We start from the raw sequence: 15,874 nt of genomic DNA, 5'->3' as shown, positions 1-15,874 counted from the left end.
AACTTTAGCAAACCTTTTACACACACACATAATCCATATCAAAATGTACCCACGCAAAGAAAGAGCTTTCCAAGCTCCGAGCGAGTTTTACTTCTCTTAGCATAGAAACCCGGTAGGATGGGACTGTTAACGGCACGTTCATATGATGCCGATGTGTATTTTTTCTAGGAAAGGAAAACCATGCGCGTTCTTGTCACCGGTGGAGCCGGCTTTATTGGCGCTAATTTTGTTCACCAAACCGCAAAAATGTACCCCGATGCCAAGATTACAATCCTTGACAAAATGACATATGCGGCCAACCCGGATTCCATCAAGGGCGTGCCGAATACGGAACTCGTCGTCGGCGATATTGCGGATATGGACATCGTCGACCCTCTGGTCAAAGATTCCGATATCGTTGTGAACTTCGCGGCTGAATCTCACAACGATAATTCCTTAACAAACCCGCGTCCTTTCATTGATTCCAACATTATTGGAACCTACACCATCCTCGAAGCATGCCGTCGCCACAAGGTGCGGCTCCACCACATTTCTACCGATGAAGTTTATGGCGATCTTGCCATCGACGAACCCCGAAAATTCCTCCCCGGAGACCCTTACATCGGCTCCTCCCCCTACTCGGCATCCAAGGCGGCCTCGGATCTCCTTGTCCACGCCTGGGTACGTAGCTTCAAGATCGAAGCCACCATCTCCAACTGCTCCAACAACTACGGCCCCTACCAACACGTTGAAAAACTCATTCCGCGCACCGTCACCAACCTCATGGACGGCATTCGCCCCCGCGTCTACGGAACAGGCGAACAGGTTCGTGATTGGATCCACGTGATTGATCACAACACCGCCGTATGGGACATTATTAACAAGGGACGTGTTGGCGAAGTTTATCTCATTGGCGCTAACGGCGAACTCAATAACCTTCAGGTTATCCAGATGATTAACGAAGAATTCGGGCGCGAAGCCGACGATTTCGACCACGTAGCAGACCGCGCAGGACACGATCAGCGTTACGCCATAGATAACTCCAAACTCGTTGAAGAAACCGGATGGACACCAGAATTCACGAACTTCCGCGAAGGCCTGCACCAAACCGTTGAATGGTACAAGAACAATGAAGCCTGGTGGCGTCCATCAAAGGAAGCCGTTGAGGCAAAATACAAGAAGGCCGGACACTAAAAACCAGGTTCGCAAAGGCGGAGAAAAACCGGGTTGCGCAAAGGGCTAACCCTAAAATCCAGGTTTGCTAGCTCAGACACTACAAACCCAGACTTGCAAAGGCGGACGCCAAAAATCCGTGTTCGCAACCGACGCAGTGGTTCTTCACCTTGAGGTATTCGTGAAATTAATAATTCAGAGCTGTGGGCGCGTTTGCAACTGTGGACGCGCCCACAAGTATCTGCCGTCCTCACGTTATCTGGGTTGCTTTTCGCGTCCGTAGGAACGTGCCAGCACACAATCTGTCATGCTCTCGAGGAATACGCCCTCTCGGCTACCTGCTCGGACGCGCCCACACGTATGTTTAACACTCAGTTCTCTCACAACTCGCGCTTTTGCCCGGGACATGCACAACCCCACCCAAAGGGCTAAAATTGAGGACGTGAAGAAAGAAGAAGTTAAAGATCCCATTGTCTGGATCGACTGTGAAATGACCGGCTTGGACCTATCGATTGATGAACTTGTTGAAATTTCCGTCGTCGTCACTGATGGTGATTTAAACCCCGTGGATGAAGGTATTGATATTGTTATTCGCCCCAGCGAAGCGGCTGAAAACAGTATGGGTGACTTCGTTCGCGATATGCACACGAACTCGGGGCTCATTAACGAATGGGTGCAGGGCGTGGCTCTCGGGGAGGCGGAGCAGCAGGTTCTCGACTATCTTTCAGCGCGCATCCCCGCAGGCAAGGCACCCCTCGGTGGCAATTCCGTTGGCACCGATAAGATGTTCCTCGAAAAATACATGCCGAAGCTCATCGAATTCCTCCACTATCGTATTATCGACGTCTCCTCCCTCAAAGAGCTCACGAAGCGTTGGTATCCGCGCGTGTATTTTGCCAGCCCCAAAAAATTCGGAAACCACCGCGCCCTCGGCGATATTTACGATTCCATTGACGAGTTGCGTTACTATCGTGAGGTTCTTTTCCCGCACGACGACGGCCCCAACGTTTCCGAATCGGAAAAAATTGCGCATACAGTCGAAGGCAAGACGGCGAAACTGGTGTCCGCGGATTCGCCAACAACACCAGCATCAGCAGATAGCGCGGAATAGCGCGAAACAGCACGGAATAGCGCGAAACAGCACGGAATAGCGCGAAACAGCACGGAATAGCGCGAAACAGCACGGAATAGCGCGAAACAGCGCCTATATTTCTGAAGGAATTCCCGCAATTGCCGGCGCTTCAGGGCGCCTTGAATGCCTACACGAACCCGCCGGACAAATATCGGGCGCTGGGCCTAGAGGTGTTAACGCTGGGCGCTGAGCCCGCGGTGTGCCCTTCAATCGCTCCTCCACCAAATCGGCAAGTCCTCGAATGAACATTGGATTTAACTCCGGGGTGGCGGTGCGTATAAAAGCCAGACCGCATTTCGCGGCCGTCGCTCGCGCCTCATTATCCAAATCCCACAGGACTTCCATGTGATCGGATACAAAACCGATGGGAACAACCACAACAGCGGTACGTCCCTGACCCGGCAATTCTTCAATCACATCGTTAATATCCGGTTCCAACCACGGAACATGCGGAGGGCCACTACGCGACTGGTAAACCAAACGATAATTGAGCCTCTGCCCAACACGATTTTCCACTTCGCCACGCACGGCATCGATGGCTTCGCGATGCTGTTGGACATAGAGTCCATATTCCTGGCAAGCGGCAACAACGTCCTCAATCGTCGTCGTACAAGAATGAATTGAATCAACGCAATCTTTGGATCCCGCATTGTGATGGACGACGGAGGTTGTTGTGTATTCTGGTTCGGAACCTACATCTGAGGGTACGTGTTCCGGTATGGTGCCATGAGTTGAAGCTGCACATTCTGAAACAGAGTCTATACCGGCAACTACACTTTCTGAAATAGAGTCGATACCGGCAACTGTGTTTTTTGAAACAGAACCAGCCAAAACCTCACGCATATTAGGCCCAGACCGCGCATTATCGGCGCATGGAATCGAGTGCGTCGTAAATAAAACCTCAATATTTTTCGGCGCATGTCCTTCTTCAAGCAACCGCACATACGCCTGCGTAAGATCCTCAATAAAGGGTGTCAAAAAACCGGGGTGGTTGAAATATTCTCGAATTTTATCGACGGTGACCGCGCCGCGCAACCCAGTATGCTCCAGGGCGTTCGCGAAATCCTCCCGGTATTGGCGGCACGACGAATAGCCCGAATATGCTGAGGTCGTTACCGCAAGTAAAGTGCGATGTCCCGCCCGATATGCTTCTTCAACAGCTTCATGCGTATATGGCGCCCAGTTACGATTCCCCAAATAGACAGGGATAGTGAAGCCACGGCTGTTCAGTTCTTCCTCCAGAGCCTCCCGCAAACGCATATTTTGTTCGTTAATCGGGGAAACTCCGCCGTTGAGTCGATAGTGAACCGCTACTTCCTCCAGGCGTTCATCGGGAATCCCGCGCCCTGCCGTCACATTGCGCAGGAAGGGCACAACATCTGCCTGCCCGTCCGGCCCGCCAAAGCTGGCAAGAATCACGGCGTCGTAAGCAACCGGTTCCTCAACCCACAGATTTCCCGCTCGAACAGAACGCCCAACAGTTTCGCAGGCACCATACACGTATTCGCCAGGGTGTAGTTCTGCACTATTGGCAGGCGCTGAGGGCGCCTTACGCGCCGCAATCTCTTCCGCTTGGGCTCGAGAATGTTCACAAATACTCTCTGTTTTTTCGCTTATGCAGGCGTGTGCAGACGTCGCGTCTGATTCACACACCTGCCGCGAATTTTTGGGTGTTAATAGGCTCATAGGTATCGAAGAACGACCGGAAGCTCCCCGTATTCGATGCGTCGCCCAAAGTGGAAGGGAAGCTCATTCTTCATGTACATGCGCGCCTTGGTGTAGCGCATAGTTCGCATAAGTTCGACAAGTTCCGTCGGATCATCGCTCTCGAAGGCAAGCATCCACTCGTAGTCGCTCATAGCGAACGCAGCAACCGTGTTGGCAAGAACATTCGTGAACTTTGAGGCCTCAGACCCGTGTTCACGTAACATAAGGGCGCGCTCACGATTATCCATGAGGTACCAGTCCGCCTTGCGCACGAAGGGATAAATCGTAATCCACTTCCTGGGGGCGTGTCCTTCCTGGAACGCCGGCGCGTGCATCCTGTTGAATTCCGCAATAACGTGAACGCCACCAACCTGCCAGATGGGTTCCAGCCCAGCGAACAGAGGAGTCTTACGAATATCACGCATAAGAGCCTGGATATCTTGCAAATTCGGTCCGTGTACCCACACGAGCAGATCTGCACCAGCTCGGAAGTTGGATACGTCATACACGCCACGCACCGTCACGCGGCTCTTGTAGCTTTCAACGACATCCTCGAAGAGCTTCACTGCTTCTTCCGGATTATCAATGTCGGTTCCGCCCAGGGGGCGTTTAAAAATTGAATAGAGCGCGTATTGCGCCTTTGCGTCACGTTTCTGGTCGTGTGCCGTCCAGCTTGGATTTTTCTCCGGATGGTCATTAGTCACATTTTGTTCAGCCATACGCATATCCTATCTAAAAAGGAATTAGGTCCCTAATTTTGCGAGCGTGTGTCGATAAAAACGTCAATTATTGCTTGCGTTTTCTTGTGAATATGAAGGTCGACGACGCCCTGCGCACAGTCCGTCCGCGCATTTCTACGTACATTCGGTTCGCACACTTCTACGCGCCCCCGTTCGTCGTATAGTGGCGGATTTTCTTTGCACACCAGCCCAACGGTAAGTAGGGAAGGTGGTGGGGGCATGTGAGTGGGCAAATTTTTCCTCGCACACCAGACCAACGGTAGGTGGCACGCTTAGGAAGTGGCAGAATACCGGCGGATTTTTCCTTGAACGCCAGCCCAACGGTAAGGGCCGGTGGTTTGGCTCGGGGTTTCAAAATCTTCACTGTCTGTTCGCAACGCTGCGTGCATCACGCGATAGGTGCGGAAATCGACCTCGGTGCGCGCATCCAGCATGTCCATGACGCTTCGCGCATCCGCCCCCGTTTGAGCCAACACCTCCCGATAGCCAGGCTGCGGCACGGCGCAGAAGAATTCGCTCACCGCCCCACTGCCGTAACTAAACATCCCGATTTTTTTGTGCGTTAAATCTTCGGAATCGTTGCCGAGAAGGGAGGCCAAACCAATATAGAGAGCCGCCGTATAGGAATTTCCAATATGGCTGCCGTAAATGAGCCCGGCTTCGATAACGGAATCGTCCGTGTTCACGGTGTCGTTAGTGGCTTGCCGATGAACCCCCGTGTACTCCATGAGCCGGGCGTGTGCCTTACGCGCCATTTTGCCAAAGGGCTGATGATGGACAAAGCGCGCAAACTCGCCAATATCTCTGCCCCCATACGCGCGATAATCATCCCACGCCCCCGTAAACGCATCCATGTAAGCATCCATGGAAACGTGCCCGTGAACGTAAGGAGTGCTGGAATCGTTGGGGCGCCAAAAATCGTTAATGTCCAGGGTGTAGACCCCGCTGACCGGCTCAATTTCCACGAGTCGCGGGTTTGCGCTCACGAGCATCGCCACCGCACCCGCGCCCTGAGTTGGTTCCCCGGACTCGTCCGTCGTATATCTTGCAATATCGGAGGCAATAACAAGCGCTTTTTCTTCCGGATTACGTGCGACGAAAGCTAACGCAGTTTGTAATGCCGCGGTGCCACCATAGCACGCTTCTTTTAGTTCGACGGTGCGGATATGGCGAGGCAGTCCAAGAATTCCATGAATGAACACGCCACCCGCTTTGGATTGGTCCACGCCGGATTCTGAGGCGTACAAAAGTGTGCGGATACCATCCGTTCCCGTATGCGCAAGGAGTTTTGTGGCAGCTTCGGCTCCCATGGTGATGGCATCTTCGTCGAGAGCGGGAATACTCATACGTTCCTGCCCGAGTCCCTTATGGTATTTTCCGACGGGAACATCCAGTGCGTCCGCGAGTGCGGAAAGCGGCACCTGAACATGCGTTGTAGCAAGCGCTAATGCGTCAATTCCAACAGAAACCATTATTTCGCCTCGCTTTCTGGGCGGCTGCGGACTTCGACGCCGTGAATTGGGCAAGCCTCCACAGACGATGCGGGCGTGGCAGTTTGAGAATATGTTTGCTTGGGCGATACCTGCGCCTTATTTTTACCACGCTCGAATTTTCGGTGCGTGTGCATGAGTTCACCCGGATTGGTTTGCGCCGCCATTAAAGAAAGCTCCCCGCATAACACAACCGCGGCAATCAAACCCGCAAGCCTGCGCGAATTCACGCCCGGTTCCACGTTTTCACGCAAGCCCATGCGCTCCATCGTCTCGTCAATATTCGGCAAATCCTTGCCGTTCCCCACCGTCCCCACAATCAGATGCGGTAACGTGACAGAAAAATAGAGTCCTCCGTCGCGCTTCTCAACATGTGTGAAGCCTTGTGAACCTTCCACAATATTTGCACCGTCCTGTCCGCAAGCAAGATAGACAGCGAGGAGCATATTAGCATAATGTGCGTTAGCGCTTCTCAGCGCCCCCGCAAGCGTGGATCCCACCCAGTTCTTCCGATAATTTAGCTCTGCCATCGCATCCGCGTTTGTGCGCAGACGCTTAGCAAGAACCTCGTCGGGAATAAAAATATCGGCAATGACGCGCCGGCCACGCCCTAATATGCCGTTCACCGCGGACGGTTTCTTATCAATACAGTAATTTCCGGAAATGGAGCCGTATTCGAGTTCGGGGTGCGCCGCCGAGATTGCCTGCATCAACGCTTCGGATGCCTGGGTTGCCATGTTGTGTCCGGAAGCATCCCCGGTTGCGTATTCGCAACGGATATAGAGAAGATTTCCGACGATTTCCGGGTGAAGTGCAAGAAGTTGTGCGAAACGAGACTGCCCGGAAACAACGTTTTCCCACTGCGGGAAGCGGTCGAGAATATCGAGACATGCCTGGCTTGCGGTGTGGGCATCCGGCGCAATAAAAAGGATGGAGCGGGTCATGCGCTCATCAACGACGGTGATGTGGATGCCGCCATCGACCATGCGCGAAACATCGGCGCCACGGTTACATGAGGGCCACAGCGGGCTTTCGTAGGTTGCGAGGGGCACCTCGGCTTCGCCTGTGATGTCACCGCTAAGGCGGATGGGGCCAACCCATTTTGTGGGGATGGGCGTAACTGAATCTGGGATTACTCGTGAATCTTGCACATATATAGCGTACTAACTGCGCGCCTGAATTACTTTCTTCCTTCACATATTTGTGAGCTTGCCGCGAAATTTCACAGGCTCGACGCGGTGTGCGTCACGTGTAACGCGCAAAGCACCCTACGCGAAGCGAACGAGATCTCCGTGCAAGGTTACATCTGCGTTCGCAAGATCCGAAACTCGACGAGCCCCGAGAAGTGCCATGAGAGAACGCGAGTGCTCGGCCCACATTCCCAGTGTTTCGACGACGGCCTCCTCGCCAATCTGCGCCCTACGCAAAAAATGTCCCGCAACGCCCACAGCTTTGGCGCCCAACGCAAGCCCTCGCATCAGATCTAGTGGCGTGCGAACTCCCCCGCTCGCCGCAAGCGTTGGCAGTGCAGGGTGGATGAATTCGGTGGCACCCGGTTTCAAGGAACGCAGTCCGGTGGCAAGAAGGCACATCGCGGCGCTTTGTCCAAAACCGGCCATGTATGCGAAGTCCTTTAGCCGTCGTCGTTCATTTTCAATCGTGGCAAAATTAATGCCCCCGCGGCCGGACACGTCCGCAAACTCAACACCGGCGGAGGCGAGCTGGCGAAGAGTGCGCACAGACAACCCAAACCCGACCTCTTTGACGACTACGGGAACCTCAACGCCCTTCCGGATCCTTTCAATAGTGGCGAGCCAGTGGGAAAATTCGCGGTCGCCCTCGGGCATAATGAGTTCCTGAACGGCATTCACGTGAACTTGGAGGGCGTTTGCTTGAAGAAGATCCACGGCGCGTTTGGCATCGTCCACGCTTCGATTTACGCCAATATTGGCGAAAATAAAACCATCCGGGTTTTCCTCGCGAATCACCGTGAAGGTGTGGGCAAGCTCCGGATAATCAAGGGCAACACTGGTAGACCCCGACGCCATAGGCACGTGATATTCACGCGCGGCCACAGCCAGTCGGCGGTTAAGTTCGCCGGTGGCATGGCTTCCGCCCGTCATGGCGTTAATGTAGAATGGCGTGGCCCAACGGGCTCCAGCAAATTCCGTGGAAATATCGACGCTGGCGACGTCGCAAGCACCCAGGGCGTGATGGACAAATTCAACATTATCCCAGTCGTTGCGCTGTTCTTCTTGCGCAAGGGCATGGGCGACGTGATCGTCTTTACGCGAAGAATGAAGGGGCTGGTGGGAAAAAGTACTCACTCGGATTCCTCCTTCGTGGTATGAGTTTCGTTGGCGCCGGGCGAAGTCCCTCGCGGTAAGGGGTGGGAATCGATATAAGAGTTGGAGGAAGATTCGGCGCGGTTCTCTGCGGAAACCTTGGCGGAAACCTTCACGCAAGAGGTGGCGGAAGCCCCGGCGTGGGGCTCGGCAGGCGGGGTGACACGAAGAGGTAAAGGCTCGATTCCGGCGCTACGCCACTGGTTCAAAAGCTCAGCGTGATCACTACCTTCGGGCATAAAAGCAATCCCACAATCTCCGCCACCTGCGCCAGAGGATTTCCCGACTCCCCCACAATTTTCGGCACAATCGGCAAGGTGCTTAAGGAGCGGGGTTTCAATCACAACGCCCGTTTCTCGCTCCAAGGCGTTGAGGATTGAACGCGCCTGACGAATATCGTGCGCAATGCTTTCGCCTGCGCGCAGATGCCCCACCAGAGATTTCACCATTGCATCGGAAGATTTGAAGAGTTCGGTGACGGCTTGGGAGGCCACGCCCGCGCGGGTTCGGGATCGGCTCGTCACCTTACTTACTGCATATTCTGTGGAGGCTGGGGTGCCCGTCCACCCCACGAGGAAATCTGCCCGCGCGGGCGGTAGCTGCACCATGCACACCTCATCCCACACGCTTGATTGCAGCGTGCTCGTCACGGAATTTCGTTCGGCAAACTCCCGTATTTTCGCCCGTTCCGGACTCCGATACAGCACCCAGCCACGCAAAACAGCGGCCGCAATATCCCCGCCACTTGCCTTCGGCTCGCGCCGAACCACGGATATCATTGCCAGCTTATACACATCTAACCGGCTCAACTCAATCCCATAGAGCTGTGCCACAGCATCAATAATCGCCACGGTAATCGCAGCCGACGAGCCCAAACCGTACTTTCTGCCGTCGTCCTCAACCAACTCCGAAGAAATCTCTATATCATAGAGCCGCGCTTCAAAGGAACGTTCTGCACGGAGTTTCTCTATCGTCGTAATAGCATTTGCTACATAATCTTCACGCACGGCGTCAAAAACCGGTACGCCATCAACATGCCTCCACACAATAGGCGCAAAATGCCCGCCGCGTGTGCGAATTGTCCCCTCCCCGTCCGCGAGAGTCAGCTTCACATGAATAAATTTATTAACGGCGACGATAACAGCCACTCGTTCCGGCTGCACAATAGCATACTCGCCAGCGACATAGAGTTTGCCCGGCGCTCGGGTATGAATCACGATTCCTTCACACCCTTATTCACCAAATTTAAAGAACGACGAAAGTTGTTCCGTTACCGAACCGCCCAAATTGTTCACGTGTTCTGTTAAGCCACCCAAAGTTTCCGACAGCCCATCTACCCCAGGAATACCTTCAACAAAATTAGTGGCGTTGTCGCCAAGATTTCCGACGTGCTCCGCAACAGCTTCCATAGGATTCACAATATTACCGACTTGTTCAGCAACAGCAGCAACAGGATTGCCCATACCTGTTAAACGCGAAAGAAAATCAAACACCATCTGGTAACTCCCCGCTATTTTTTACGGCTTCAGCTATTATGCCATCCATATCAAGATGAGTATCGCACAGATGTGCCCCTCGCCCAGGTCCAGCAATCTGTGTACTTCCAAACCTCGACGCCTCTCTGGCGACCTTTTCGGCAAACTCGGGCTTCGTCAACAACACAACATTCGCGCCAGCATCCGAGGTGGCATAAACAGGGATACCGCGAGTGCGAGCCTGGTAAGCATACTCCCACACAGCCCAACTTTCGGGAGAAAGATACAGAATTGGTGGTTGCGCACTCATAATCACAGAGTGCATACGTAAAGCACTCAGCTCTGTTAACTCACCAATCCGCTCAAAATCGCCCTTTGCGCAAGCCTCCAACATATGAGGAAGCATCTGGCGCGTACTGGCCACCCACGCCTCATGGAAAGGAGAGGTTTCCTGCGTCCTCCTCATTCCCTCACGGGAGGTCACATCCTTATGAGTATTATCAAGAACAACCGTCACCATCGCCATCTCGGGCGCATCAACTGATTCCGCCACAGAAGTACAATCATCGCCCTCATGCCAGACGGCAACCCCGCTACACACACTCCTCGTTGCGCTACCCGAACCGCGCCGAGCCAAACGTGAAAGCTCCCGAGTATCAAGCTCCACCCCGTACTCAGCTACAGCGGCAACAACTAGGGCTGCGAACCCGGAAGCGGAAGACGCCAAACCCGCACCCGTCGGCCCGTCATTCACGGACACAACGTCAAGAAAAGGTAATTGAGGCGTTTCTTTTTCACACTCCGCCTTCATTTTTGCCGCACAGACGCTACGCACAACATCGAGAACCCGAGAAATTCGGCCAGTTGCACGCGTCCCAGCTAAACTGCCATTCAAAAAAAGGCGATCCGCACTAGCACCGGGGCGAACGCGAACCGTCGTCGTCGTCGGATGAATATCAAGAGTGAGAGAAAGCGAACCCGTCTGGGGAAGCATGAGCTCCTCATCAGCCTTCCCCCAATATTTAATAAGAGCAATATTTGGATATGCACGCGCAGTTTTCATGAACGCAACCTTCGTGAGGGGTCAACCCATGTCGGCCACGCATTACGCGCACCCGACTTTTTCAATTCCTGCGCCATAAACTCCGCTTCTTTTCGGCTCGTCGCAAGCGCAATAATGCACCCGCCGACGCCGCCCCCTGTAAGTTTCGCGCCTAATGCCCCGCAACTACGAGCAACACCCACAAGGTGATTCAACTCCGGGCAGGACACGCCAAGATCGCACAACATCTCGTGAGCACGCCACATATTCGCGCCCATAGCTTCAAGATCGCCCATACCCAACTGATCCACTGCCACGTTGGAAAACGAGCCAAGCTCCTTAATCATCGCATCAACCCGCGTCGAATCTTTTTCACGACGGTTTCGCACACCCATCACAGCTTTGCGTGTAGCGCCCGGAACACCCGTATCGGCAATCACCATGTGGACACGTTCGCCCACATAGACGCATTCAACTCGTGGCAAGACGAACTTAATCACGCCATTTGCTTGAACCGCGTGAGCATCCATGCCCGACGGCCTTCCGTGTGCCACGCGCTCAGCCGTCTGTGTTAAACGGAAAATCTGTTCCTTATCGAGGCGAACACCGGCGGCCTGCGCAACTGCCGTAATAACAGCCGACGCCACGGCAGCTGAAGAACCCAGCCCGCGAGCATACGGAATATCTGAATAAATCGTCACGTGCGCACCCATTCCGGGGGCAACAAAATCAAGAGCCGCATCGATTGCCGCAATAATCGGGCTCAAACTTGTAGGAGCCAAAGCAACCGGGCCACGATACAGTTCAGAATTCAGGACGGTTTCACCCATTGTGAGCGTCGCATTAGCTAAAACAGGGAGCACGTGAACCGGGAAAGCAATAGCGGGCGCACCATACACCACAGCATGTTCTCCAAAAAGAATGGCTTTACCGTGGGCGCGCCCCACACCAATATTTAATTTAGGTATGCCCGTATGGGTATCAAATACAGACAGTTGTTGCGATGTACTCAAAACCCACATTCCTCCATGGACGACGACAATTCTTCATTCATGACAAATAAAACACAATGATAGCCGCATCGTTACGACGTGGCACCCTGTCGCTATTTTACGTGAATAATCTCTATAGTAACCTGTAAAACGCCCGCGATGTAGCTTTATATGCGTCACCACGTCATGGTGCGTAACACCTGTAGCGCCTCGGCACACAACATGCAGGCGGGGATACCACTCTGGCACCGCCCGCCTACGCGCCTTTTATGCACAAGGAACGCTCACTAAACAACGCTCCTCAAATGCTCAGGGGCAGTTCGTAAAGGTGAAAATCCGAAACTTTCTTTCCGGGATAATCTAGCGTGAAGGGTCCCATGTCTGTAAACCCGTGCTTTTCGTAGAGCCTGCGCCCCGGAATATTTTCGGTTACTGCGTCCAGGCGGATTGCTCCAATACCGTGGCGAGGAGCTTGCGCAATGAGGCTATCCACGAGGAAATCTGCAACTCCTTGCCCTTGAGCCCAGGGGGCAACACCAAAAATATGAAGGACCCAGATATTTTTTCCACCATCGAGCGGGAGAACCTTCCACGGCGCTTTTTCTGCCCCAGAAACATGTTCGTGATTCACGGCAAAAGCCCCCAGGATGCCACTATCAACAACTCCTGCGATGCCACTGTCAGCAACACCCGCGACACCACTGTCAGCAACACCCGCGACACCACTGTCAGCAGATCCAGCGGTGTCCTCATCCGAAGTACTCGGGGCATTTTTGTCCCTAGACCTCGCACTATCGCAATCCGCATTCACACATGCCAGCCACATATTCCCCGCTTCTACATGGAAACGCAGATCGTCTGGGCGCGGGTGGTTCTCTGAATGCCAGTGGCAGTAATCCACGGTTTTCCCTAAATGTTCCTTAACGGCTTCATACATTGCAAGAATGTTGGGGTAATCGTCGATTGTTGCTTGACGGAAAATAAGAGATGTGGATTCGTTATGAGGCATGAGCGTAGTTTCGGCGTCGTAAAAATTGGTGTTCCCAGTTAGTTTAACAACCTTGGGTAAAAACGAAGCAAGGCCCAGGAAAACCTGGACCTTGCACGGGGTGGCCAACGGGACTTGAACCCGCGACCTTCTGGACCACAACCAGATGCTCTACCGGCTGAGCTATGGCCACCATACGTGCCGTTCCAGCGCGAGAACCGGATTGGCAACAGATATAAATCTTACCTAAAGACGAGGATTTTCACCAGTAAAGGCAATGTGAGGACTGACACCCCTCACGTGCTCAACCATTTCCTTTACGCCCGAAGCCCAGCACAGCGCTCGAAGCCATCATTGGGTTTGAACCCTATTAAAGCGCCCAAGTCCTTTCGCTGAGTTTGAACCCTTAAAGCGCCCAAACCTTACCACTTGGCTCGAACCATAATGGCATCCGCAAATTTATCAAGAAATTCGGGATTTTGATCGAGGTACAGGGATCCGTCGATCAATGAAATTTCCATAATAAAGAAGCCGTTAGGATCATTAGGTGCAGGAACCAAATCGACACGATTAAAGAGCAACAGATGATCGCGCCCAATCTTGGTGCGAATCGCGTCGTGAAGAGCGTGCCTAACTTCCTCACCCCACCGCCATTCTTTTTCGCGCGGGTTTGACGAACGCACAACTTCCTCGTGAATATCGTCCCCTGAACGGAAACGCGGATGCAACATGGGCGCTTTTTCCACAAGATAGGACGCCACCCCGTTAAGGAATACCAGGGAAATCTCGCCACTACGGTCAATATCCTCAAGGTAGCGTTGCACCATAACGGTTCTACCACGATCCAATTCATGTTGGGCGTGAAGAATCGCCTGACTGCGAGACATCGGGTCGGTTGCCGTGTATCGCCCGGTTCCGCGCCCGCCACTTGACACCGCAGGTTTAACGACGAAATCGCCGTGTGCCGGGAAACGGGTGTGAATCTGGTGCTTGGATAAATCTTCCCCGGCTTCCAGCCACGTGGTTGGAATTGTGGGCAAACCGCGCTTTTCTAAGTCAAGCAAATAGTGTTTATCCGAGTTCCATTCCATAACTCCAGGATGGTTGAGAACCTTGGGGACGCTGTGCGCCCACTCAATAAAATGTTTGCGATCTTTCCCGTAATCACGGACGGATCGAATTACGACGACACCAGCATCGCTCCAATCAGCATCTGGATCATTCCAGATTTTAATTTGAGGTTCAAGTCCTCGTTCTCGAAGAGCATCGGGCAAACCGGCTTCGCTGGGGTCAAGATTTGGCAAGTCGGAGCTTGTGACAAGAGTTACTTTAGGATCAGACACATACCCATACTACCGCCCCCCAAGGAAAATACCTAACTTTCCAGAAATAAAAAGGACGACGACACCAACCGGTGTGCCGTCGTCCCTTATACTTCACGTAATTATGCGCATATTACCCGCATAATGGCATGTTCATATCCGAATTTTATTGAGGACCTTGCCTTAATTTTTTAAGACGCAGCCTTAACAACGCTATCGACCTTATCCTGCAGTTCCTTCCAGGACACAATGAACTTATCTACGCCTTCGCGCTCAAGAAGCTCGGTTACGTCCTTCATGTCCACGCCAGCCTTCTCGAGAGCCGCAAAGTGTTCGCGTGCAGCCTTAATATTCGGCTCGATGGTGTTTCCGATAACTTCGCCGTGATCGAATGTTGCCTCCAAAGTCTTACCGGGCATAGTGTTCACCGTATTCGGGGCAACGAGTTCCGTCACGTAGAGCGTATCGGGAAGAGCCGGGTTCTTCACACCGGTTGATGCCCAGAGGGGACGCTGAACATGAGCGCCAGCCTTCAACAATTCCTGAGCCTCGGGCTGTGCGAAACGCTGTTCAAACAGCTCGTATGCCAGGCGCGCATTGGCAAGCCCCGCCTTGAAACGAAGATCGAAGGCTTCCGGCGTCCCAATAGCGTCCAGGCGCTTATCAACTTCCGTATCCACGCGGGAAACGAAGAAGGATGCGACGCTACGAATCGTTGAAAGATCAACGCCGGCGTCCTTCGCCTTCTTCAAACCTTCAAGATAGGCATCGATGACTTCGCCGTAGCGTTCGAGAGAGAAAATGAGCGTCACATTCACGCTAATTCCGCGTGCTATTGTTGCCGTGATTGCGGGCAGACCCTCTTTGGTTGCCGGAATCTTAATCATGGCGTTGGGCTTGCCAACTTTCTCCCACAGCTCAGCTGCCTGCGTTGCGGTTGCTTCTGTTTCGAATGCGAGTTCGGGGGAAACTTCAATGGACACACGCCCATCTTCTCCGTCGGTTGCGTCGTAAATCGGGCGAAGAACATCGCATGCGTTTTTTACGTCGGTAATAATAAGCGGGAAGATTGCGGCATCTTTTTCCGCACCTTCTGCCGCCACTTCCTTAATCTGTGTGGCGTATTCTTCGCCACCCGTGATGGCGTTAGCGAAAATCGTGGGATTTGTTGTCACGCCAGTCACTGTACGGTCGTCGAGATATTTTTTGAGCCCACCTGATGCGATAAGCCCGCGGGAAAGATCGTCAAGCCAAATGGATACGCCTTCTTTGGCGAGATTCTGTGTTGGTGTAGACATATATGTTCCTTCATACTATGTTGCGAGTAACACATTAAGTGTACACTTTTCCGCGGTTTCTAGCAGTCCGTATCGCTACACATCGTCGTTTGTTGTGACGGTAGAGGTTTGTTACAACGGCAACGGTTTGTTGCTACAACGAAGATTTGTTACGCCCCCAAGCCCGGTGCGTGGCCCTCCACTGTCAACAA

Annotated in this window: 15 protein-coding genes and 1 tRNA gene; 2 read left to right on the top strand and 14 right to left on the bottom strand. The window is 53.2% G+C overall.

Annotated features, from left to right (window positions below):
• Nucleotides 1–180 precede the first annotated feature (180 nt).
• Nucleotides 181–1,173, top strand: a complete 993-nt coding sequence (rfbB, locus tag G445_RS0102910) for a dTDP-glucose 4,6-dehydratase (RefSeq protein ID WP_022866071.1) — start codon at nt 181–183, stop codon at nt 1,171–1,173.
• A gap of 385 nt (nt 1,174–1,558) precedes the next feature.
• Entirely contained in the window at nt 1,559–2,263 is a 705-nt protein-coding gene (orn, locus tag G445_RS09425; protein ID WP_051126985.1) for an oligoribonuclease, read from the top strand.
• A gap of 93 nt (nt 2,264–2,356) precedes the next feature.
• On the opposite strand, the gene G445_RS11885 is transcribed toward orn, so the two are convergent.
• From G445_RS11885 to tal, 14 genes are all read right to left on the bottom strand, one after another.
• Nucleotides 2,357–3,970, bottom strand: coding sequence for a ferrochelatase (locus tag G445_RS11885; RefSeq protein ID WP_022866069.1), 1,614 nt, complete (start codon nt 3,968–3,970; stop codon nt 2,357–2,359).
• Nucleotides 3,967–4,710 (bottom strand): hydrogen peroxide-dependent heme synthase, encoded by a 744-nt coding sequence (gene hemQ / locus G445_RS0102895; protein ID WP_084676441.1) that lies wholly within the window; start codon nt 4,708–4,710, stop codon nt 3,967–3,969. The genes G445_RS11885 and hemQ overlap by 4 nt, the downstream gene beginning before the upstream one ends.
• A gap of 32 nt (nt 4,711–4,742) precedes the next feature.
• Nucleotides 4,743–4,952, bottom strand: coding sequence for a hypothetical protein (locus G445_RS0102890; RefSeq protein ID WP_022866067.1), 210 nt, complete (start codon nt 4,950–4,952; stop codon nt 4,743–4,745).
• A 51-nt stretch (nt 4,953–5,003) separates the two neighbouring features.
• On the bottom strand, nt 5,004–6,203 hold the full coding sequence (locus G445_RS0102885; RefSeq protein ID WP_022866066.1) for a hydroxymethylglutaryl-CoA synthase: 1,200 nt from the start codon (nt 6,201–6,203) through the stop codon (nt 5,004–5,006).
• On the bottom strand, nt 6,203–7,372 hold the full coding sequence (locus G445_RS09410) for a hydroxymethylglutaryl-CoA reductase (protein ID WP_022866065.1): 1,170 nt from the start codon (nt 7,370–7,372) through the stop codon (nt 6,203–6,205). The genes G445_RS0102885 and G445_RS09410 overlap by 1 nt, the downstream gene beginning before the upstream one ends.
• Before the next feature lie 117 nt (nt 7,373–7,489).
• A complete protein-coding gene (gene fni / locus G445_RS09405; RefSeq protein ID WP_022866064.1) occupies nt 7,490–8,548 on the bottom strand; it encodes a type 2 isopentenyl-diphosphate Delta-isomerase in 1,059 nt (352 codons plus the stop codon).
• The gene (locus G445_RS09400) at nt 8,545–9,783 is read right to left on the bottom strand and encodes a phosphomevalonate kinase (protein ID WP_022866063.1); all 1,239 of its coding nucleotides are present in this window, start codon (nt 9,781–9,783) and stop codon (nt 8,545–8,547) included. The genes fni and G445_RS09400 overlap by 4 nt, the downstream gene beginning before the upstream one ends.
• Before the next feature lie 15 nt (nt 9,784–9,798).
• Nucleotides 9,799–10,062 (bottom strand): hypothetical protein, encoded by a 264-nt coding sequence (locus tag G445_RS0102865; RefSeq protein ID WP_022866062.1) that lies wholly within the window; start codon nt 10,060–10,062, stop codon nt 9,799–9,801.
• On the bottom strand, nt 10,052–11,104 hold the full coding sequence (gene mvaD / locus G445_RS09395) for a diphosphomevalonate decarboxylase (RefSeq protein WP_022866061.1): 1,053 nt from the start codon (nt 11,102–11,104) through the stop codon (nt 10,052–10,054). Before mvaD ends, G445_RS0102865 begins: the two co-directional genes overlap by 11 nt.
• Nucleotides 11,101–12,096: a mevalonate kinase gene (gene mvk, locus G445_RS0102855; RefSeq protein WP_026420890.1), complete on the bottom strand. Its 996-nt coding sequence runs from the start codon at nt 12,094–12,096 to the stop codon at nt 11,101–11,103. Before mvk ends, mvaD begins: the two co-directional genes overlap by 4 nt.
• A 280-nt stretch (nt 12,097–12,376) precedes the next feature.
• Nucleotides 12,377–13,084, bottom strand: a complete 708-nt coding sequence (locus G445_RS11115) for a GNAT family N-acetyltransferase (protein ID WP_156825531.1) — start codon at nt 13,082–13,084, stop codon at nt 12,377–12,379.
• Nucleotides 13,085–13,183: 99 nt separating this feature from the next.
• Nucleotides 13,184–13,256: transfer RNA gene (locus tag G445_RS0102845), tRNA-His, on the bottom strand.
• A 229-nt stretch (nt 13,257–13,485) separates the two neighbouring features.
• Complete coding sequence (locus tag G445_RS0102840; protein WP_022866059.1) at nt 13,486–14,406, bottom strand: ATP-grasp domain-containing protein; 921 nt, start codon at nt 14,404–14,406, stop codon at nt 13,486–13,488.
• Between the two features lie 170 nt (nt 14,407–14,576).
• On the bottom strand, nt 14,577–15,683 hold the full coding sequence (gene tal, locus G445_RS0102835) for a transaldolase (protein WP_022866058.1): 1,107 nt from the start codon (nt 15,681–15,683) through the stop codon (nt 14,577–14,579).
• Nucleotides 15,684–15,874 lie beyond the last annotated feature (191 nt).

The sequence above is a fragment of the Actinotignum urinale DSM 15805 genome, from assembly GCF_000420445.1.
GTDB classification, from domain to species: domain Bacteria; phylum Actinomycetota; class Actinomycetes; order Actinomycetales; family Actinomycetaceae; genus Actinotignum; species Actinotignum urinale.
The sequence above is the reverse complement of the archived record's forward strand: the minus strand, read 5'-3'. Positions and strand labels throughout refer to the sequence as shown.

Excerpts from the sequence above, each read along its gene's own strand:
- G445_RS11885 (WP_022866069.1), bottom strand. The coding sequence starts at position 3,970 with ATGAGCCTATTAACACCCAAAAATTCGCGGCAGGTGTGTGAATCAGAC.
- G445_RS11115 (WP_156825531.1), bottom strand. The coding sequence starts at position 13,084 with ATGCCTCATAACGAATCCACATCTCTTATTTTCCGTCAAGCAACAATC.
- tal (WP_022866058.1), bottom strand. The coding sequence starts at position 15,683 with ATGTCTACACCAACACAGAATCTCGCCAAAGAAGGCGTATCCATTTGG.
- G445_RS0102885 (WP_022866066.1), bottom strand. The coding sequence starts at position 6,203 with ATGGTTTCTGTTGGAATTGACGCATTAGCGCTTGCTACAACGCATGTT.
- orn (WP_051126985.1), top strand. The coding sequence starts at position 1,559 with ATGCACAACCCCACCCAAAGGGCTAAAATTGAGGACGTGAAGAAAGAA.
- hemQ (WP_084676441.1), bottom strand. The coding sequence starts at position 4,710 with ATGGCTGAACAAAATGTGACTAATGACCATCCGGAGAAAAATCCAAGC.
- rfbB (WP_022866071.1), top strand. The coding sequence starts at position 181 with ATGCGCGTTCTTGTCACCGGTGGAGCCGGCTTTATTGGCGCTAATTTT.
- mvaD (WP_022866061.1), bottom strand. The coding sequence starts at position 11,104 with ATGAAAACTGCGCGTGCATATCCAAATATTGCTCTTATTAAATATTGG.
- G445_RS0102865 (WP_022866062.1), bottom strand. The coding sequence starts at position 10,062 with ATGGTGTTTGATTTTCTTTCGCGTTTAACAGGTATGGGCAATCCTGTT.
- G445_RS0102890 (WP_022866067.1), bottom strand. The coding sequence starts at position 4,952 with ATGCCCCCACCACCTTCCCTACTTACCGTTGGGCTGGTGTGCAAAGAA.